The organism is Spiroplasma attinicola, assembly GCF_023509825.1.
Classification (GTDB): domain Bacteria; phylum Bacillota_I; class Bacilli_A; order Mycoplasmatales; family VBWQ01; genus Spiroplasma_D; species Spiroplasma_D attinicola.
Genome location: NZ_JAKQXY010000001.1, coordinates 358176 through 379029 on the forward strand (window position 1 = coordinate 358176; position 20854 = coordinate 379029).

Sequence of the window (20854 nt, forward strand, 5' to 3'; positions counted from 1 at the left end):
TTATTGAAAAAAAATCTTTCATTTTATTTCTTATTAGGTTTAATTAAAAAAATAATTTATCTTTCTGAGAAATTTTAAACCTCAAAATGTAATACAATTGTGCTAAAATTCTTTTACGTAAAAATCATTAGATAAAGGAAGGGTAGCATAAAGATGTATTCCAAAGAACTAATAACATCAATCAATAATGACATAAAAAATCATTTTTCTCATATTAAAACAATTGAAAAAGATTACCACATAACTCATGAAGGTGTATCAAGAATGGTAATGCTTGATCGTTACTCACAAAAGGATAAAAATTTAGTTAGTCTAAAACCTGGAGATTTAGTTATAACTGTAATTAAAGAAGATCCTGTTTTTCCAACACGAGCAATTGGACATATTGTTGAACAAATTAAAAATGATATTTATTCAATCGTAATTGAAGATGAATATACATCATCAATTGATCCAAGTTTAATCGAAATATCTGGTAAAGCAGGAGTTGTTCACAAACAAAAATTTGAATTAGAAAAACCATTAGAACTATTTTATGAACAAATTGCTTATCGTGTTAGCAAAAAATTAGCTAGCAAAGAACTGACAGAAGCAAAAGAAAAAGAATATCAAAATAATTTTTATCATGAATTAAAAAATTTAAATATTATTCCAGCTGGAAGAGTTTTATATGGCGCAGGAAGTGGTTCTGATGTGACATTCTTTAACTGTTTTGTTATGCCTTTCATTCGTGATTCAAGACAAGGAATTGCTACTCATCGCCAACAAGTAATGGAAATTATGTCTCATGGTGGTGGTGTTGGATCAAATGGTTCAACTTTAAGACCAAAAGGAACAATTGCTAAAGCAGTTGGTGGTAAATCATCAGGAGCTGTTTCTTGATTAAACGATTTATCAACTTTAACTCACTTAGTTGAACAAGGTGGTTCTCGTCGTGGAGCCCAAATGATTATGCTTGCTGATTGACATCCTGATATTATTGAGTTTATTATTTCAAAAATGCAAAATCCAAAAATTTTATTATGATTAAAAGAAAATTCAAAATCAGAAATTGTTCGTGAAGAAGCAAGAAAAAAATTAAAATTTGAACCTTTAACTGAACAAGAAGCAGAAACTTATCAAACAATTTTAAATAATGAAACTTTATTTGCTAGTTCTACTGTTGAATCTGCAAAACAAAAATTAACTTTAGGTGGCGAATGACAAGTTTTAAGAAAAGACTTTTTAACAGGAACTAATATTTCAGTAACTCTTACTGATGAATTTATGGAAGCTGTTGCTAATAATGGCAACTGAGATTTAAGATTTCCTGATTTAGATAATTACACTGTCACTCAAAAACAAGCTTATGATGAAAACTGAAATAAAATTGGTGATATTCATGAATGAGAAAAAATGGGTTATCAAATTAAAACTTATCAAACAATTAAAGCTAATGATTTATGAGACTTAATTAATTTTTGTGCAACATATTCAGCTGAACCAGGAATTTTCTTTGTTGATCGTGCCAATGAAATGACAAATGCTCGGGCATATGGCATGAAAGTTGTTGCAACTAATCCTTGTGGCGAACAACCTTTAGCACCTTATTCAGTTTGTAATTTAGCAGCTATTAACTTAGCTAACTTTGTTAATAAAGAAACTAACGAAGTGTTATATGACAAATTAAGTAAAACTGTTAGCACTTGTGTTCGTTTACAAGATAATGTTATTGATGCTACTCCTTATTTCTTAGAAGATAATAAAAAACAAGCGCTTGGCGAAAGAAGAATTGGATTAGGAGTAATGGGTCTACACGACTTATTAATTTGAGCTAATTTGAAATATGGATCAGAAACCGCTAATAAAGTAACTGATAAAGTTTTTGAAACAATTTGTCTTAGTGCTTATCGTACTTCAATTGCATTAGCTAAAGAAAAAGGATCATTTCCTTTCTTAGAAAGTCGTGAAGCATTTACTAATACTGGTTTTGTTAAAACATTACCAGAAGATATTAGAGCTGACATCTTAAAATATGGAATTCGTAATTCACACTTACTAACAGTCGCACCAACAGGTTCAACTGGAACAATGGTTGGTGTTTCAACTGGATTAGAACCATACTTTGCTTTTTCTTACTTTAGAAGTGGCAGATTAGGAAAGTTTATGGAAGTTAAAGCTAACATTGTTAAAGAGTGATTAGAATATCATCCAGAATTTAAAGAAAAAACACTACCAGATATTTTTGTTTCAGCAATGCAATTAGAACCAGAAGAACACGCTCAAGTTCAATGCATTATTCAACGCTGAGTTGATTCATCAATTTCTAAAACTGTTAATGCTCCAAAAGGTTATTCAGTTAAACAAGTAGAAAAAATCTATCACAACTTATATCTTGGAGGCGCTAAAGGTGGAACTGTTTATGTTGATGGTTCTCGTGATAGCCAAGTACTATCATTATATGATGATAATCAACAACAAGACCAAGTTAGTTTAACTCAATTAGGTTTAACAGAGTCTTTAACAATGGAATATGAAGAAACAGTTAAACCAATTAAACCAGGCTGAAGAAGTGATCGTCAAGATCGCAAAATTGGTAATAACTTAGGTGACTTATGTCAAATGTGTAAAGAAGGAATTTTAGTTCTATCATCTGGTTGTTTTACTTGTAATAATTGCGGAATGCAAACTAAATGTGGATTATAAATTTTAATAAATATTATAAAGGGATATATTCAATACAATACATCCCTTTTATTTTGTATTTAATTTAGCGTTCATAACCGTCAAATTCATTATCGCTATCTTCTGCTTCTTGTACCACTTGCTGTGATTTTTTTAAAGCCGCTTCAGCTTTTTTCAATCGTTCAATAAATTTTTCTTCATCTTTTTCCATTCTCGCTAATTCATCATTAGTAAAAATAGTTTCAGAGTTTTGGTCTTTTTGTTTTAAATCCAATGAATCTTCAAAAACAATTTCTTTGAATAAAAACTTAATTTTACTATCTTTTTGTAAATTTCTAATTTGATTTTTTAATTTTTTAAAATGCTCTTTATCCATTTGATGTTTTGGTTTTATTCCTTTACCATTAAAATCATCTATACTTAAACTATAGATTTGATCACATTTAATGTAAGCGTCACGAGTATTACCGTGACTTTTTGCATATTCAAAAACATTTTTATAAGTTAGTTTTCGCTTTCTTATCGCTTCACTATGAAATGTTGACATTGGTAACAATAAAATATTATCTGTTTCAATTTTCAAAACACACATAAATCGTTCAATTAAAAGAAAACCATCATGACTTCTAAAAGGTTTACTAATAAAAATTATTTTACCAGGTTTTAAACCAGGCTTTTTATTCATATTTAATCCAAAAAGCTAAAATCGTTTTCTGATGGTCGATAGATTATTTCATTCAGTAATCGATCATTAACATTATTCTGAGAATAATAATTAATAATATCTTGATCACTAATTTTGGCATTATCTGCTGTTTTTTTTCATGGCTCAGAACAAGCAATTGGCACTAATTCAAAATCAGTAAACTTCTGATGCACCTCTAACATTAAGCATTCTAATTCTACTCTTTCTCAATCTGGCAAAGTTTCAAATTCAATCTCATTATTAGTTTTATCAATTTGCTTGTTACCATATGGACTATAGTGAAAAAACACTTCTGGCAAAATTGGTCCAATTGATCATTTTTCAAAGCTATCATTTCATAATTTCATTTCTAAAACTACTAAAGCATAAGCATAAACAAAATATAATAATTTTTGTAATTTAAATGGTGTAATTTCTTTATCTTGTTGATTATTATATTCGTTAATATCATGAATAAAATTGACGGCATACTCACTAAATACTTTGATATCAATATCTAAGTTTTTCATATCATTTTCAACCCCTTTCTATAAAATGATATTTTGGCCTAAACTAATTATATAACCAAATACCAACTCCAAAACAAAAAAATAAAGGAAATCATACTAATATAACTTCCTTTATTTAAAATTTTATTTAACTAGCGTTCATAACCGTCAAATTCATTATCGCTATCTTCTGCTTCTTGTACTACTTGCTGTGATTTTTTTAAAGCCGCTTCAGCTTTTTTAAATCGTTCGATAAATTTTTGTTCATCTTTTTCGATTCTCGCTAATTCATCATTAGTAAAAATAGTTTCAGAGTCTTGGTCTTTTTGTTTTAAATCCAATGAATCTTCAAAAATAATTTCTTTGAATAAAAACTTAGTTTTATTATCTTTTTGTAAATTTCGAACATGAAATTCTAACTTTTCTAAATGTTCTTCATTCATTTGATGTTTCATTTTTATTCCTTCGGAATCATCAAATTCTTTTATATTTAAACTATATATTTGATCACATTTAATGTAAGCGTCACGAGTATTACCATGACTTTTTGAATATTCAAAAACATTTTTATAAGTTAATTTTCGCTTTCTTATCGTTTCACTATGAAATGTTGACATTGGCAACAACAAAATATTATCTGCTTCAATTTTCAAAACACACATAAATCGTTCAATTAAAAGAAAACCATCATGACTTCTAAATTGTCTATTAATAAAAATTATTCTTCCAGGTCTTAAACTGGCATCTTTACTCATTTTGAGTTAAAAAATCAAAGTTAACTTTTGATTGTCGATAAATTATTTCATTCAGTAATCGATCATTAACATTATTCTGAGAATAATAATCAATAATATCTTGATCACTAATTTTGGCATTATCTGGTGTTTTTTTTCACGGTTCAGAACAAGCAATTGGTACTAATTCAAAATCAGTAAACTTCTGATGCACTTCTAACATTAAGGCATCTAAATCTAATCTTTTCATAGTTTTTAATTTATCAAAAAAACTAATCTCATTATTAGTTTTAGGAATTTGTTTATTACCATATTGATCATAGTGAAAAAACACTTCTGGCAAAATTGGTCCAATTGATCACTTTTCAAAACTATCATTTCATAATTTTATTTCTCAAGTTACTAGAGCATAAGCATAAACAAAATATAATAATTTTTGTAATTTAAATGGCGTAATTTCTTTATCTTGTTGATTATTATATTCGTTAATATCATGAATAAAATTGACGGCATACTCACTAAATACTTTGATATCAATATCTAAGTTTTTCATATCATTTTCAACCCCTTTCTACAAAATGATATTTTGGTCTAAAATAATTATATACCGAAATTCCAATCCCAAAACAAAAAAATAAAGGAAATTATATCAATTTTCTTTATCTAAGATTTTAATTAAAAACCATCATGACTTCTAAAAGGTTTACAAATAAGAATAATTTTTCCAGGTTTAAGACCAGGATTTTTGTCCATATTTAATCCAAAAAACTAAAATCGTTTTCTGATGGTCGATAGATTATTTCATTCAGTAATCGATCATTAACATTATTCTGAGAATAATAATCAATAATATCTTGATCACTAATTTTGGCATTATCTGGTGTTTTTTTTCACGGTTCAGAACAAGCAATTGCCACTAATTCAAAATCAGTAAACTTCTGATGCACTTCTAACATTAAGGCATCTAAATCTAACCTTTCTCAATTTGGCAATGTTTCAAACTTAATATCATTATTAGTTTTATCAATTTGTTTGTTACCATATTGGCCATAGTGAAAAAATACTTCTGGCAAAATTGGTCCAATTGATCACTTTTCAAAGCTATCATTTCATAATTTCATTTCTAAAACTACTAAAGCATAAGCATAAACAAAATATAATAATTTTTGTAATTTAAATGGTGTAATTTCTTTATCTTGTTGATTATTATATTCGTTAATATCATGAATAAAATTGACGGCATACTCACTAAATACTTTGATATCAATATCTAAATTTTTCATATCATTTTCAACCCCTTTCTAAATGATATTTTGGTTTAAACTAATTATATAACCAAATACCAACTCTAAAACAAAAAAATAAAGGAAATCATATTAGTATGATTTCCTTTATTTAGTTATTTGATTTAAATATTTTAATTCCTGTTCAACATCTAATCGTTTAAATAAAAGTTCACTTTTATTAACCTTATTATTAGCTAAATCATTCAAATTAAAATCTAAATCAATCTTTGTTGTTGCTTTAATTCCTAATTGATGTTGAATCTTAACAAAACTATCAACTAAAACTGGTGATAACAAAACACTAATAATAAATAAACCATTAGCAAATAAATTTAACAAATTATTTAATTGTATAGTTTGTTGATTTTTAAATAAATCTCAAGGTTTTGTTTCGTCAATTAATTTATTCAACTTATCAATTAAAGCTCAAACAATATTAACCGCATTAGTTACTTGATATTTTTCAATCGTTGTTTGAAAATCAGCAATTGTTGCTCGAAAATCAAAAATTAAATGGTCGTGATAAGGCTTGATTTCTTTATTATTAAAATTGGGAATTTTACTATCATTATATTTAATAATCATTGTTGTTACTCTTGATAATAAATTTCCTAAATCATTAACTAAATAAGCATTAAAAAATTTTAAAAACATTTCATGATTATATTTACCATCAGCACCAAATTGAATTTCTTTAATTAAAAAACAACGAAGCGCATCTGAACTATAACGATTAATTAAAATTCTTGGATCAATAACATTACCTTTTGATTTTGACATCTTACCTTGATCATTAGTAATTCAACCATGAACTAAAAGTTGAGTTGGTTGTCTTAACTTTAACGACATCAATAAAATTGGTCAGTAAATTGCATGAAAGCGTGTAATTTCTTTTCCTAATAATTGAACAATTTCACAATCTTTGTTTTCTCAAAATGTTTTAAATTTTTTATCATTTGTTTGTAAATATCCTAATGCTGATAAGTAATTACTTAAAGCATCAATTCAAACATAAATTGTATGTTTTTTGTTTTCTAAAACAGGAATTCCTCATGAAAAACTAGTTCTAGTAACACTCAAATCAGTTAAACCTGGTTTAAGAAAATTATTAACCATTTCATTTTTTCTGCTTTCAGGAAAAATAAAATTGGGATGTTCTTGATAATAATCTAATAACTTATTACTATAATGATTCATTTTAAAAAAGTATGAATCTTCTGACAAATTAATTAATTCACCACCACAAATTTTACAAGTATTATTACTTTTGTTAATTTGTGTTTCCGTCACAAATTCTTCATCAGAAACACAATATCATCCTTCATATTTACCTAAATAAATATCACCTTGATTTAATAATTTTGTAAAGATTTTTTGGACAGTACTAATATGACTTTCATCAGTTGTTCTAATAAAATAATCATAATCAATTTTTAATTTTTTTCATAAATCTTTAAATTCAAGAACAATTTCATCAACAAATTTCTTTGGTGTTAACTTTTTTACTGAAGCTGCTTTGGCAATTTTTTGTCCGTGTTCATCAGAACCAGTTAAAAAGAAAACTTGATAACCTTGACTTCTTTTATATCGTGCTAAAACATCAGCAATTGTTGTTGTATAAGCATGTCCTAAATGCAAAATATTGCTTGGATAATAAATTGGAGTTGTAATATAAAAATATTTTGCCATCATTTTCTTCTCTTTTTTTATTTAAAAACTTTGTTAAAAATATAATCAACATTTACTAAGAATTGCTTTTCATCATAACATTTTATTAACTGTTCTTGTGTTAAGTACTTATCAATTTTATTCGCTTGTAAAACATCTTTAAAATTTTTATTTTCTTTTTGAGCAATTAATGACGCATTTTGAATAAAATCATAAGCTGCTTCTCTTGTTAATTTCGGATTATTTTTAATTATTGCTAAAAGTACTGGTTGTGAAAAATAAAGATCATTTGCTTTTCGTAAATTTTCATTAATTACTCGAGTATTAACAACTAAATTTTCTAAAACATTTACCATTCTTTTTCCAATAAAGTCTAAAGCATGATAAACATCAGGAAAAATAACTCGCTCATTAGAACTATGAGAAATATCTCTTTCATATCATAACAAATTATTTTCAAAACTAACATTAACATAAGTGCGAATTAACCGTGATAAACCAACAATATTCTCACTGGCAATCGGATTTTTTTTATGTGGCATTGAACTTGAACCTTTTTGATTCAAAGCAAAACCTTCTGCTAACTCATTAACTTCACTACGTTGACTTAATCTAATTTCTAAAGCAATTTTTTCAATTGTTGAAGCAATATTTGCTAAAGTTGTTAATAAAAAACTATGACGATCTCTTTGTACTACTTGTGTAGCACAACTATCAACAGCCATTTTTCATTTTTTAGCAACAATTTCACTAACTTTTGGTGATACATGAGCAAAATTACCAACTGAACCAGTAATTTTAACTACTTCAATTTGTGTTTTTGCCAAGTCTAATCTTGCTAATTGTCGATTTAATTCATCATATCATAAAGCAAACTTTAAACCTAAACTAGTAGGTTCAGCAAAAATCCCATGCGTACGAGCAATAATTGGTTGATTTTTATATCTAATTGCTAATTCTTTTAACTTTTTTTGTAAATCTAAAATATCATTACTAATAATGACATTAGCTTGCTTGATTTGATAATTTTGAACACTATCAACCATATCAGTTGAAGTTAAGCCATAATGAATTCAACGACTTTCATTTTTTAAACTTGCACTTAGCATTCTTGTAAAAGCAACAACATCATGTTTTGTTTCAATCTCAAGTTTTTTCATTAATGGTAAATTTAATTTAGCATGATTTTTAATTTTTAAAAAATCACTTTTTGGAAAATAATTTAATTGACTTAATGCTTCAGCAACATCAATTTGAAATTGTAATCATAAATTAAAACGATTTTCATCATTTCAAATTTTGTTCATTGCTTCGGTTTGATAACGCTCAATCATAAAAATTACTCCTTCATATTTTTAACAATTATCGTTTGTTTACGATTTGGTCCAACTGAAAACATTGTAATTGGGACTCCAACTAATTCACTAATCTTTGCTAAATACTTTTTCGCATTAATTGGCAATTGTTCAAAACTAGTGACTTTAGTAATATCTTCTTTTCATCCTGGTAAAGTAATATATTTTGGCTGACAAAGATTAAAATTATTAATTTGACTAGGAACATAGTTAATTTCTTGACCATTTAATACATAACTCGTACAAACTTTTAATTGCTTAACACCAGTTAAAACATCCAATAATGTTATTGCCAAACCAGTAAAGCCATTAATTTCAGCACTATACTTGGCAATTACAGCATCAAATCAACCAATTCGGCGCGGTCTTTTTGAAACCGTTCCATACTCATTACCAACTTCTCTAATTTTTTTGGCAATTTCATCTTCAAATTCAGTTGGAAAAACGCCAGCTCCAACTCTAGTATTATAAGCTTTAGTAATACCAACAATATTAGTTACTGCTTTTAAAGGCAATCCTGTTCCAACAGCAATTGAACTAGCAATTGGATGTGAAGAAGTAACAAACGGATAAGTACCATGATCTAAATCTAGTAATGTTCCTTGTGCTCCTTCAAATAAAATCTTCTTTTCTAGTTGTAAATTTTCATATAACAAAACTCTTGTATCAGTAATGTATTGTTTGAATTGTGGTAATAAGTGCTTAAAAATTCTTTCAGCAATTTCTTCAGCATTAAAAGTTTTTTCATAATGATAAATTTTAGTTAAAATTTGATTTTTAACAGCAACATTTGCTATTAATTTTTTCATAAATTGCTCTTGTTCTAATAAATCACCAATTCGAATTCCAACACGATTAATTTTATCAGAATAACAAGGACCAATGCCCTTTTTAGTTGTGCCAATTGCTTGTTCTTTTTTAATTTTTTCTTCGCTTTCATCTAATGCTAAATGATATGGAAAAATAATATGAGCACGATCAGAGATTTTCAAATTATTACAATTATAACCATTTTCTTTTAAATAATTAATTTCTTCAATTAACTTTTCTAAATTAATAACACAGCCATTAGCAATAACACAAGTAACTTTTTGATTGAAAATTCCTGAAGGAATAACACTTAATTTAAACTTTTTTTGATCAAAAACAATTGTATGACCGGCATTATTGCCACCACTTCAACGAACAATAATATCAGCATCTTGAGCAAAATAATCGGTAACTTTACCTTTACCTTCATCACCTCATTGACTTCCAATTACTGCAGTTGTTTGAAATTTCTGATTTAACATTATTTTGACTCCTTCTTATTTTGCATTTTGCATTAATTAAAATTTTTGATTATTAAATTTATTCATTAAATTATTAAGATTATTATTATCAACTCAACTCAAAATTGCGTTAAAAAAAAGTTCTGAATTATTATTAATTCTTGCTAATTCTTCACTAGTAAATTTACTTAAAACTCAATTAACAGTACTAAAATTGGGATTTCTGCCAACACCAATTCTTAAACGAGCAAAATTATTAGTATTAGTTTTTGCAAAGATATCTTTTAAACCATTATGACCAGCAGCAGAACCAGTATTTTTAAATTGAATTCGACCAAAATCTAAATCAATTTCATCATGAATAATTAAAACATCTTCTAATTTTATCTTAAAAAAATTAATAAAATTAGCAACACAAATACCTGATAAATTCATAAATGTTAAAGGTTTTAATAAAATGATATCTTGATTTTGATATTTAGTTTTAATAAATTCACCGCTAAATTTTGTTTCTTTGTTAGTAAGATTTAATGCTTTTGCTAAATTATCAATTATTATAAAACCAGCATTATGTCTTGTTCACTGATATTGTATTCCTGGATTACCTAAACCAACAATTAATTTCATTTTATTTTCTCTTTTATTTAATTGCTTTTTTTACTTTTTTAAGTAATAAGTCAGTTTTATTATCATAAACTTCAGTTAAAGATTTATTTTTGATTGAAGCACTAATCATATTAGCAATAAAATCAGTAATTGAAATAACTTTTAAACCTTTAAATTGCTTTTCTTTTGGCAATGCAATCGTATCAGTAACAACTACTTCAGTAATTACTTCATCTTTAATTGCTTGATTAAATCTATCAACAGCATCAAGACTAAAAAGACCATGAGTTGCAACAATATAAACTGATTTAGCACCATGTTCTCTAATTGCTTTTGCTGCATTAAGAATTGTCCCACCTGTATCAATCATATCGTCAATAATGATGGCATTTTTATCCTTAACATCACCTAAAACAAATTTCACTTCACTTTGATTTGGTTTACTTCTTCTTTTATCAATTACTGCTAATGAACAACCAAGTAAATCAGCTAATCTTCGAGCACGAACAACACCACCATGATCAGGTGAAACAACAACTGGATTGGAAATTTCTTGATCAATTATATAAGTAGCCAAATCATGAGTTGCCCGCAAATCATCAACAGGAATATCAAAAAATCCTTGTTCTTGTGAAGAATGTAAATCAACAGTAATTAATCGCTCCATTCCTGCTGTGACTAATAAATTAGCAACTAATTTACATGTTATTGGCTGTCTTCCTAACATTTTGCGATCTTGTCTTGCATAACCAAAATAAGGAATTACAACATGAATTTTAGCAGCTGATGCTCTCATTAAAGCATCAAGGGTTATTAATAATTCCATTAAATTCTCATTAACTGGCGGTGCTGTCGATTGAATTAAATAAACCTCTTTTCCTCGCACTGATGTTTTCAATTGAACATTAAATTCACCATCAGCAAAGCGACTTACTTCAATTTCTCCTGGTTTTAAATTAATTTTTTGACATACTAATTTACTAAATTCTTTACTAGCACTTAAACCCAAAATTACAACATCATTTTTATCAAGCACGCTATTCACTACTTTCCTTTCTCAATTAACTTGCTATTTTCATTATACTAATAAATATACTAATAAAAAAATAATTATTAACATTTAAAATAAATTTAAATCAAATTTTTATCGTTATTTTAATTTCTTTTCTTGTTTTAAAATCAAAAATAACTCTTGAAACATTACAAAAGTTAAATTCTCAGCTCGAATTGTTGGTAATCATTTTAATGATTTTATTAATTCATTTGCTGCTTCTTTTGTTAAATATTTTGTTAAATTATTAACTAAAGTTTTTCTTTTGCTGGCAAAACAAGAACGAACAAAAATTCAAAATTGCTTTTCATCATCTAAATTAATATCATCTTTCACTTGAAATAAAACAACACTACTAGTAACTTTAGGTGCAGGAAAAAAAGATTGTGGTTTAACATCAAAAACAACTTTTACTTGACAATAAAACTGACACATTACTGATAAATTACTATAAGCTTTAGTATTTACTTTAGCATTTAATCTTTGTGAAACTTCTTTTTGCATCATTAAAACAAAAGCAGAAAAAAATTTAACATTTTCCAATAACTTTAAAATAATTGGTGAAGTTAGATAATATGGTAAATTAGCAATCACAATAACCTGATTATCATTTGCAAATTCTTTAGTAATTAAGTTTGCTAAGTCAATTTTTAAAAAATCTTGATTAATAATTTTTAAATTATTAGTATCTTTAAATTCTTCATTTAAATATGGAATCAATTTCTTATCAACTTCAATTGTCACAACTTTTTTTGCGTTGCTAACTAAAGTTTTTGTTAAATGACCTAAACCTGTACCAATTTCTAAAACATTTTTATTTTCAATATTAACAACATTAGCAATCTTTTTAATAATATTTTGATCAAATAAAAAATTTTGTCCAAGACTTTTAACAGGATGCAAATTATTGTCTATTAAAGTTGTTTTAATTTCTTTCATTCAAAATCACCTATAATGCTAATTAAATTATATCATTGTAAAATTGTTAATAAATTAAAAATTGAAACTCAAACTTGAATTTCAACTAAAAATTATCTTAAGATGTTATTTGTATCCTATTTTTAACAGATTTTTGAGCATCAAAATAAATAAATAAAATTATTATCCCTGGAATTAGTAAAGCAAATAAACTAATAATGCCACTAATAAATACTCGTTTTTTTGGATTTAAACAAAATAAAACTGAATTTAAAAAAGTAAGACCTTCAATTAATGCTAAAGCAATGAAAAAATTAATTCAAAAATCAGATACTTTATTAACAAACGGATAAATAATTGTCAATAATACAATAGCAATTGAAATAATCATTGCTAAAATTGCTGCAATTCTTAATTTTTTAACATTCAATGCCATAAATTTATTTTACTTTCATTTTTTAATAATTTTAAAATTCTAATGTTGTTTTTACTTTATCAGCTGCTTCTTGCCCTAACAAAGTAGTAATAATTTGCAAAGCAAATTGAAAGGCACAACCAATTGATTTACCAGTAATAATATTACCACTGACAACAGCAGGTTGATTTGTTTTGATTGCTGAAGCTAAACCTTTATCACAACCAGGGTAAAAAGTTATTTTTTTATTATTCAACAAATTTAATTGTCCTAAAATTTGTGGTGCTGCACAAATTGCTGCAACAAACTTATTTTGATCATGAGCAAATGCTACTAATTGTTTTTTTAACAATTCATTTTTATTTAAATTTGCAACACCTAAGTTACCACCTGGTAAAATCAAAATTTTATAATCATTAAAATTAATCTTTTTAATTTCTTTTTCACAATTAATATTAACATTATGACTTGATCTTACTAATAATTCTGATGATAAACTAACAATATCAACTTCAATATTTGCTCTTCGTAACAAATCAATTGTAATAGTTGCTTCACTTGTTTGAAATCCATGAGCTAAAAATATTGCCGCTTTAATTTTATTCATAATTTTCACCTAATTTTTATTTAAATTAAACAAACTTATCGCGTTATCATTAACCATTTTGCGAACAGTTTGTTCAGGTATTTTTTTCAACTCAGCAATCTTTCTCACAGTAAAAACAATATTAACCGGAAAATTAACTGTCAAGCCAGATTTATTTGGTTTTTTACCTCGTAATGGTTCTGGTGTTAAATATGGTGCATCAGTTTCAACTAAAATACGATTATTAGGAATTTCTTTAATAACTGCTTGTAATTCTTTAGCATTTTTATAAGTTAGATTACCAGCAAAAGAAATGTAAAAACCTAATTTTAAGAATTTTTCAGCAATTTCTTTAGTACCTGTAAAGCAATGTAAAATTCCTTTAGTAATACCTTGTTCTTTAACAATTTCATAAGCATCATTAAAAGCATTTCTAATATGTAATAAAACTGGCAAATCATATTTTTTAGCAATTTTTAATTGTTCAGTAAATCATTTCTTTTGTAATTCAACCGGAGTATCTTGATGAAAATAATCTAAACCAATTTCACCAATGGCAATAACTTTACCAGTTTGAATAAATTTTACTAACTCTGCCATCGCTTTTGAATTAGCTTTACCTACTTCTGTTGGGTGAATACCAACTGCAGCAAAAATTTTTGGAACATTGTTATTGCTAGCATATTGATAAGCTTGTGAAACTGCTTGATTACTAGTTGCTAAATTAAAACCAACATTTAAAATGTTTCCAACACCAGCAACAAAAGCATTATTTAATAAGTTATCTAACTCTTCATTTTGATAATGTCTTGACATTAAATGACAATGACTATCAAAGATTCCATTATTTACCATGGTTCCCCCTTATAATATTAGTTTTTTTGTTTTCGTTATTTTCCTAAACAAAATCTTTTAAAGATTTCATCAACTAAATCAATTTGATAATCTTTACCTTGAATTGATAATAATAAATTTCAAGCATTTTGTAAATAGATTACCACTAAATCAACTGGAACACCTTGTTTTAATTCTGTAACAGCTTTACTAATATTAGTTTCAATTTGCTCAAAATATTCTAATTGTCTAGTATTAGTTAAAAGTAATTCATTATTAAAGTCAATTTTAGTTGTTAAAGTTTTTTGTTTAATTGCTTCAATTAAAGAACTAATATCTTGATTTAAAGCACTAATTTTAATTGTATCAGTTATTTGTAATTTTGACGTTAAATCATTTTTATTAGCAACAATAATATAGTTTTTATCTTTAATTAAATTTATTAATTGATAATCTTCTTTTGTTAACGGCTTAGAACCATCTAAAACTAAAATTACTAATTGTGCTTTTTCAAGCATTGCTTTACTTTTAGCAATGCCAATCTTTTCAATTTCATTTTTTGTTGTTCTAATACCAGCAGTATCAACTAAATTTAAACTAATATCTCCTAAATTAATTTTTCCTTCAACTAAATCTCTTGTTGTTCCTTGGATTTCTGAAACAATTGCTTTATCTTCTTTTAACAAAGCATTTAACAATGAAGATTTACCAACATTAGGTTTACCAATAATTACCGTATTAATTCCATTTTTAATAATCTGAGTAATTTGACTATGTTCTTTAATTTTTTTAATTTCATGTAAAAAATTAGCGACTTCATTAATCATTATTTGATTAGTAATTTGCTCAACACCATCATATTCTGGATAATCAATATTAACATTAACATTAGCAATTAAAGTTAATAATTGTTCAGACAATTGATTAATTAAATTAGTTGTATGTGTTCCTAAATTATTAATAGCTGTCTTTAAGGTTGCATCATTTTCAGCAAAAATTAAATCATTAATAGCTTCTGCTTGGACTAAATTAACTTTATTATTTAAAAATGCTCGACGAGTAAATTCACCTGGCAAAGCCATTCTCATTCCAAGACTAAGTAATAATTTAATAATTTTTTGAGTAACTAAAACACCACCATGACAATTAATTTCAATGATATCTTCACCTGTAAATGATTTTGGATTACGATAGCATGCTAAAATTACTTCATCAATTTTATTACCGTCTAAATCATGAAGATAGCCTTTAACTAGAGTATATCCTTTTTGTTGCAAAATATCTTTGCTAAAAACTTGATTAACTGATTGATAAGTTGCATCACCAGAAACTCTAATAATGCTAATTGCTTGAGTAGTTAAAGCTGAAGCATTAGCAACAATTGTATCATTAATATATTTCATAAATATTTCACCAAATTAAAGCCTAAGGAAATCCTTAGGCATTTTTAATTATTTTCTTCTGCTTTAATAACAATATGACGCAGAAACCCTTTTCCTTCTGAAAAACTTGTAAAACCATCAATTTCTTGAACCAAATTATGAACTAATTTTCTTTGATCATTAGGCATTGGTTTAAAATGAAATGGCTTATTTTTTTCTTTAATATTTTTAATTGCAAAGTAAATTTGTTTTTTTAAAAAATACTTTTGATTATGTAAATGATTATTAATATTAATGCTAATTTGATATCATTTACCAAATTTACTAAATAGATAACTAACTAATAAATTTTGAATTGCACTAACAATAAAACCATATTTCTGTAATAAAAGTGAATTTTGATTTTCACATGTAATTTTTATATAAATTCTTTTATCATTGAGATAAATTTTTTCTTGAAAATCTTTAACAGCAAACATTTCTAAAATTAAATTTAGATGTGTTGTTAAATATTGAATAACATCTTCAGAACTGAAAAATAAAACTTTAGTTATAGTTCTAACTAATTTTTTTTCAGTCTCTAAAATTCGATAAAATTGATCAGATTTTAAATTATTAATAAAATTATCTAGTTCTTGTTGTTTTTTAAAAATTTCGATTGTCATAACTTACACACCCGTCATTTAAAATATTAATAGATATTAATTTTTAATATTAATATTTTAAACTAATTTTAGCTTTTTTAGGTTTGTATTCTTGATTTCTTTTAGGAAATTTATTTTTAATTTTAGCAACAAATGAAGTTTTAATTGTTCCTTTTCTTTTACTATTATATCGTTGATGCTTATTATAATAATGAAAGGCAACAGTTTGAAGAATTTGCAATCCTCCAGAAATAATTCAGTAAATTCCTACTCCAGCAGGAGTTCCAAAAACAAAGAAAGTAAATACAACAATAAATATTGTTTGCATAATAAATTGTTTTTTTAACGCTTTTTTTGATTCCTTTGTTTTTACTTTTTGTCGTGATCGATTTAAAAACATTGGTAATAACATTGAAGTTAATTGAATTGGTAAATAAACAATAACAATTACTAAATAAATTCAATGTCCTTGATTAATCATTGATCAAGGAGTTTCAATTAATTTAATTAGTCCAATTTGAGCAGTTTTTAATAAATTAGTTGATCTCATTACCGTAAACATCGCTGTCAAAAATGGAATTGAAAGAAACATTGGAATAAAAGATGAAATTGGGTTAATTCCTTCTTTTTTATATATTGCCATTAATTCCATTTGCATTTTTTGCTTTGCATATGGATCACGAGATTGCTTATATTTTGCTTGAACTTCTGCTGTTTTTAGTTGTACAGCTTGCATCCGCTCTTGATTTCGTTGTGCTTTAAAAGTAAATACCAAAGTAATTAATTTAATAAATAAAGTTGTAAAGAAAATTGCAAAAATAATGCCGACGCCACCACCACCAAAACCTTTAGCTAAACTAACTAAAATTCAGGCAATTGGATAAACAAATAAACCATAAAATGGTGATTTAGTTACTGATCAGGCTTGTCCTCAACTATTAATACCATTAAAAGAATATTCATAAATAGTATTACCATTCAAATGAAAAATATGGTGTTTAGAAACATTATTATTTCCAATTAACAATTCAAAAAATACTGCAGCAATATTATGATTTTTAAAATCATAAAGTGAACTAATTTTACCTGATGCAACATTAGCATCACCCATCATTTGTCCACAACCTCAAATTGTTGAAACTATCAAAAATGTTCCCAAAATAATTTTTGTTCATTTTCAAGTTAGTTTCAACCACTGTTTATTTTTCGTTTCTTCAGGAAATAAAAATTGTTTATATCTCATTTGCTTTATTTTCCTTTTACATCTTTTTAGTTGATATCTTATTTAAAAGATTATCTAAAGAAGTTTTATTAGTATTATAATCATTATTTAAATAATTTTTTTTAACAATAAGCACAATATCAATTGATCAATCTTTTTTAACATCAACTAACATATTTTTAATTTGCCGTTTAATCTTGTTGCGAATAAAGGCTTTATTAACAAGTCTTTTAGGTACTGATATTCCAATTCGGATTGTACCTGAATCATTACGATAAGAATAATAAAGAAAAAATTCACGGTTATTAACATGTTTACCATTAACAATTAATTTTTCAAATTGATAATTTTTTAATAAGCGATATTTTCTTTTCATTACTTCACCTAATTTTATTAAGCTGTTAGTCTTTTTCTACCTTTTCTTCTTCTGCGACTAATTAAATTTTGTCCAGTTGTAGATTTCATACGAGCAAAAAAACCGTGCGTTCTTTTGTGTTTAATTTTACTCGGATTATATGTTGGTTTCATTTTTTCACCTCATTTTTAATCTTAATTAATTTTCAAAACTTTTTTAAAATTCTAGATAATTAAATTTATTGTAATAATTTAAAACAACAACTAATAAAAGTTATTTTAAATAATAATAAGTTTAACAAAAAAAATCCTCTTTAAAAAGATTTTACAATTAATTTTATAAAGTTAATTGCAATAATTCAATACTTTTTTAGTATTTTATATTTTAAATTACCTAATAAGGTAATAAAATATCTATAAGAGTAAAAAAGAGATTTAAAAACAATCTTTGGCTAAACTAAAAATAAACAATCTCAAAATGATTTTTAATAAAAACAATAAAAAAATCATTCATTGATATTTTCATAATTTTCTAATTTTAAATTCAGCTATTATAACATTAAAATTTATTTTTAAAAATAAATAATTCTGACAAATATTTGCCAAAAAACCTTAACTAAATTCATATACTAATAATTTATTATTTTCTTATAACGAATTAGATTTAAGGACAAATAACATTTTAATATTTATTATTACCTACTATAAATAAGTTATTCGTATAAATATGAGCAATTAACTTTTTAGTAGATTCATATGTTTTAATATTTCATCAAAATCAGTCATAGCAATAATTGTTAATATTTTGTCAAAAATTTAATTATGAAAATAAACCTTAAAAAGTCTAGATAGGAGGTTTTGAATGGAAGAAAACACCCTTTATCGGACAAATAGTAATAATTTTGACACTTTTGTTAAAAAAAATATTAATAATAATCAATGAAAGCTTGTAAACAAAAATACTTTTTTTAACGAAAAACAAAATATTATTGTTAAAAAAGATAATAGAGTAAAAGGAACTGCTTTTTTACAATCTAAAAAATAATATTTATGATAAATTAATTAGAATAATTAATTTATTTATAACAAAAGTTTATTTAACTTTTGTAAAATAATTTAGATATAATATTTTTAAAAAGTTATTAACATTTATCCACATTTTATTCACATATAAATTAGGTAGGTAATATATATTATGTTTGAAAGTAATTATCAAGAAATTTGAAATAAAGTAAAACAATTTTTACAATATGACGAAACAATCGATCCTGTTATTTTCAACAATTATGTTAAAAATGCTTATATTTCAAATATTAGTAAAAATCAATGTCAAATTATTGTTAATTCAATTTTTGCAAAAGAAATTTTAACTAAAAATCTAACTAATAAAATTGAAAACATTTTAGAAAAAATTAATAAAAATCAAATTAAAGTTACTTTTCTTGAATTAAGCGACATTGAAAAAGAAAAAATTGAAGCAAGCAAAAATGATAAACCAATTTCACAAAATAAAAATAATTTCTTATTTGAAAATTTCATTAAAGGTGAATCTAATAATGAAGCTTATCAAGCAGCTTTAGCAATTACGATTGAATTAGGAAAATATTGAAATCCTTTATTTATTTATGGTAATTCTGGATTAGGAAAAACTCATTTATTACATGCAATTGAAAATCAAATTATTAGAAAATATAAAAACAAGAAAAAAATTCTTTGTTTATCATCAGAAGAATTTGGTCGCATGATCCCAGAAATTTTACAACAAAATAATACTAATGATATTGAGAAATTTAAAAATTCTTTCAATGATTATGATGTTCTTTTAGTTGATGACATTCAATTTTTAGCTAATCGTAACAAAACTAATGAAATATTTTTTCATATTTTTAATGCTTTTGTTAATAAACAAAAACAAATTGTTATTACCTCTGATAAAAGTCCTAATGATTTATATGGTTTTGAAGAGCGAAATATTTCTCGTTTTCAAAGTGGTTTAAGTGTTGGTATCGTTTCACCTGATTTTGAAACAGCATTAATAATCTTAAAAACTAAAATTAAATGATTAAATTATGATCCAAGTATTTTTACTGAAGAAACTTTAAATTTCATTGCTCAAAATTTTAATAATGATGTTAGACAATTAGAAGGTGCGTTAAATCGTTTAATTTTTTATAGTATTTTATATATAAAACCAAATCAAATGATTACAATTGAAGATGTCATGAAAGCATTTAAAAATAATATTAATTTATCAAAAGATAAACTAACAGCTAGAAAAATTAAAAAAGTTGTCTCTGAGTATTATAATATTCCAATAAAAATCTTAGTTAGCAATACTAGAGTAAAATCAATTACCACTGCTAGGCATGTTGCTATGTATTTAATTAAAGAATTACTTAGTGAATCTTTTGTTAATATTGGCAACGAATTTGGTGGTAAAGATCATACAACAGTAATTAGTGCTTATAATAAAATCAAGAAAAACATTGAAAAAAATTATGAATTTAAAAAAACAATTGAAGGATTAAAAAAAGAATGTACTAAAAATAGTAATTAAAGTTACTATTTTTTTTATTCCCTTTTTTATCCACAAGTTTTCCACATTATAAAAAGTAATATTTATTAATAAAAATCAAAGAAAATAACTTATTCACATCTATTAAGGTCTTA

The 20854-nt window shown here is 25.3% G+C and carries 22 protein-coding genes; 3 read left to right on the plus strand and 19 right to left on the minus strand.

The annotated features are described in order from the left end of the window. The first annotated feature begins 153 nt into the window (after positions 1–153). Positions 154–2685: a vitamin B12-dependent ribonucleotide reductase gene (locus LT335_RS01780; RefSeq protein ID WP_249728202.1), complete on the plus strand. Its 2532-nt coding sequence runs from the start codon at positions 154–156 to the stop codon at positions 2683–2685. A gap of 64 nt (positions 2686–2749) precedes the next feature. On the opposite strand, the gene LT335_RS01785 is transcribed toward LT335_RS01780, so the two are convergent. From LT335_RS01785 to rpmH, 19 genes are all read right to left on the minus strand, one after another. Next, positions 2750–3349 carry a hypothetical protein gene (locus tag LT335_RS01785; protein ID WP_249728203.1) on the minus strand — a complete coding sequence of 200 codons (600 nt, stop codon included), beginning with the start codon at positions 3347–3349 and terminating at the stop codon, positions 2750–2752. Positions 3350–3351: 2 nt separating this feature from the next. Continuing rightward, positions 3352–3879 (minus strand): Panacea domain-containing protein, encoded by a 528-nt coding sequence (locus tag LT335_RS01790; RefSeq protein ID WP_249728205.1) that lies wholly within the window; start codon positions 3877–3879, stop codon positions 3352–3354. A gap of 131 nt (positions 3880–4010) precedes the next feature. After that, the gene (locus tag LT335_RS01795) at positions 4011–4613 is read right to left on the minus strand and encodes a hypothetical protein (RefSeq protein WP_249728207.1); all 603 of its coding nucleotides are present in this window, start codon (positions 4611–4613) and stop codon (positions 4011–4013) included. Beyond that, positions 4606–5145: a Panacea domain-containing protein gene (locus tag LT335_RS01800; protein ID WP_249728209.1), complete on the minus strand. Its 540-nt coding sequence runs from the start codon at positions 5143–5145 to the stop codon at positions 4606–4608. The genes LT335_RS01795 and LT335_RS01800 overlap by 8 nt, the downstream gene beginning before the upstream one ends. A 202-nt stretch (positions 5146–5347) precedes the next feature. After that, positions 5348–5875, minus strand: coding sequence for a Panacea domain-containing protein (locus tag LT335_RS01805; RefSeq protein WP_249728211.1), 528 nt, complete (start codon positions 5873–5875; stop codon positions 5348–5350). Between the two features lie 108 nt (positions 5876–5983). Continuing rightward, a complete protein-coding gene (metG, locus tag LT335_RS01810) occupies positions 5984–7570 on the minus strand; it encodes a methionine--tRNA ligase (protein WP_249728213.1) in 1587 nt (528 codons plus the stop codon). 14 nt (positions 7571–7584) lie between these two features. Further along, positions 7585–8880 (minus strand): adenylosuccinate lyase, encoded by a 1296-nt coding sequence (gene purB, locus LT335_RS04510; protein ID WP_249728215.1) that lies wholly within the window; start codon positions 8878–8880, stop codon positions 7585–7587. Positions 8881–8885: 5 nt separating this feature from the next. Then, on the minus strand, positions 8886–10193 hold the full coding sequence (locus LT335_RS01820) for an adenylosuccinate synthase (protein ID WP_249728218.1): 1308 nt from the start codon (positions 10191–10193) through the stop codon (positions 8886–8888). A gap of 36 nt (positions 10194–10229) precedes the next feature. Further along, positions 10230–10799, minus strand: a complete 570-nt coding sequence (pth, locus tag LT335_RS01825) for an aminoacyl-tRNA hydrolase (RefSeq protein WP_249728220.1) — start codon at positions 10797–10799, stop codon at positions 10230–10232. Positions 10800–10812: 13 nt separating this feature from the next. Next, entirely contained in the window at positions 10813–11814 is a 1002-nt protein-coding gene (locus LT335_RS01830) for a ribose-phosphate diphosphokinase (protein ID WP_374982211.1), read from the minus strand. 114 nt (positions 11815–11928) lie between these two features. Then, entirely contained in the window at positions 11929–12768 is an 840-nt protein-coding gene (gene rsmA, locus LT335_RS01835) for a 16S rRNA (adenine(1518)-N(6)/adenine(1519)-N(6))-dimethyltransferase RsmA (RefSeq protein WP_249728222.1), read from the minus strand. Between the two features lie 97 nt (positions 12769–12865). Next, positions 12866–13183, minus strand: coding sequence for a hypothetical protein (locus LT335_RS01840; protein WP_249728223.1), 318 nt, complete (start codon positions 13181–13183; stop codon positions 12866–12868). Positions 13184–13214: 31 nt separating this feature from the next. Next, on the minus strand, positions 13215–13769 hold the full coding sequence (locus LT335_RS01845; RefSeq protein ID WP_249728225.1) for a DJ-1 family glyoxalase III: 555 nt from the start codon (positions 13767–13769) through the stop codon (positions 13215–13217). Between the two features lie 9 nt (positions 13770–13778). After that, complete coding sequence (locus tag LT335_RS01850; protein ID WP_249728226.1) at positions 13779–14603, minus strand: TatD family hydrolase; 825 nt, start codon at positions 14601–14603, stop codon at positions 13779–13781. 35 nt (positions 14604–14638) lie between these two features. Next, positions 14639–15985 carry a tRNA uridine-5-carboxymethylaminomethyl(34) synthesis GTPase MnmE gene (gene mnmE, locus LT335_RS01855; protein ID WP_249728227.1) on the minus strand — a complete coding sequence of 449 codons (1347 nt, stop codon included), beginning with the start codon at positions 15983–15985 and terminating at the stop codon, positions 14639–14641. Between the two features lie 44 nt (positions 15986–16029). Further along, positions 16030–16629, minus strand: coding sequence for a R3H domain-containing nucleic acid-binding protein (locus LT335_RS01860; RefSeq protein ID WP_249728229.1), 600 nt, complete (start codon positions 16627–16629; stop codon positions 16030–16032). Between the two features lie 49 nt (positions 16630–16678). Then, positions 16679–17851, minus strand: coding sequence for a membrane protein insertase YidC (yidC, locus tag LT335_RS01865; RefSeq protein WP_249728230.1), 1173 nt, complete (start codon positions 17849–17851; stop codon positions 16679–16681). Between the two features lie 16 nt (positions 17852–17867). Next, positions 17868–18206 (minus strand): ribonuclease P protein component, encoded by a 339-nt coding sequence (gene rnpA, locus LT335_RS01870; RefSeq protein WP_249728231.1) that lies wholly within the window; start codon positions 18204–18206, stop codon positions 17868–17870. A 17-nt stretch (positions 18207–18223) separates the two neighbouring features. Continuing rightward, complete coding sequence (rpmH, locus tag LT335_RS01875; protein ID WP_249728233.1) at positions 18224–18358, minus strand: 50S ribosomal protein L34; 135 nt, start codon at positions 18356–18358, stop codon at positions 18224–18226. 688 nt (positions 18359–19046) lie between these two features. Here rpmH and LT335_RS01880 point away from each other — a divergent pair. Further along, on the plus strand, positions 19047–19229 hold the full coding sequence (locus LT335_RS01880; protein WP_249728234.1) for a hypothetical protein: 183 nt from the start codon (positions 19047–19049) through the stop codon (positions 19227–19229). A 150-nt stretch (positions 19230–19379) separates the two neighbouring features. Then, complete coding sequence (gene dnaA, locus LT335_RS01885) at positions 19380–20741, plus strand: chromosomal replication initiator protein DnaA (RefSeq protein WP_249728235.1); 1362 nt, start codon at positions 19380–19382, stop codon at positions 20739–20741. Positions 20742–20854 lie beyond the last annotated feature (113 nt).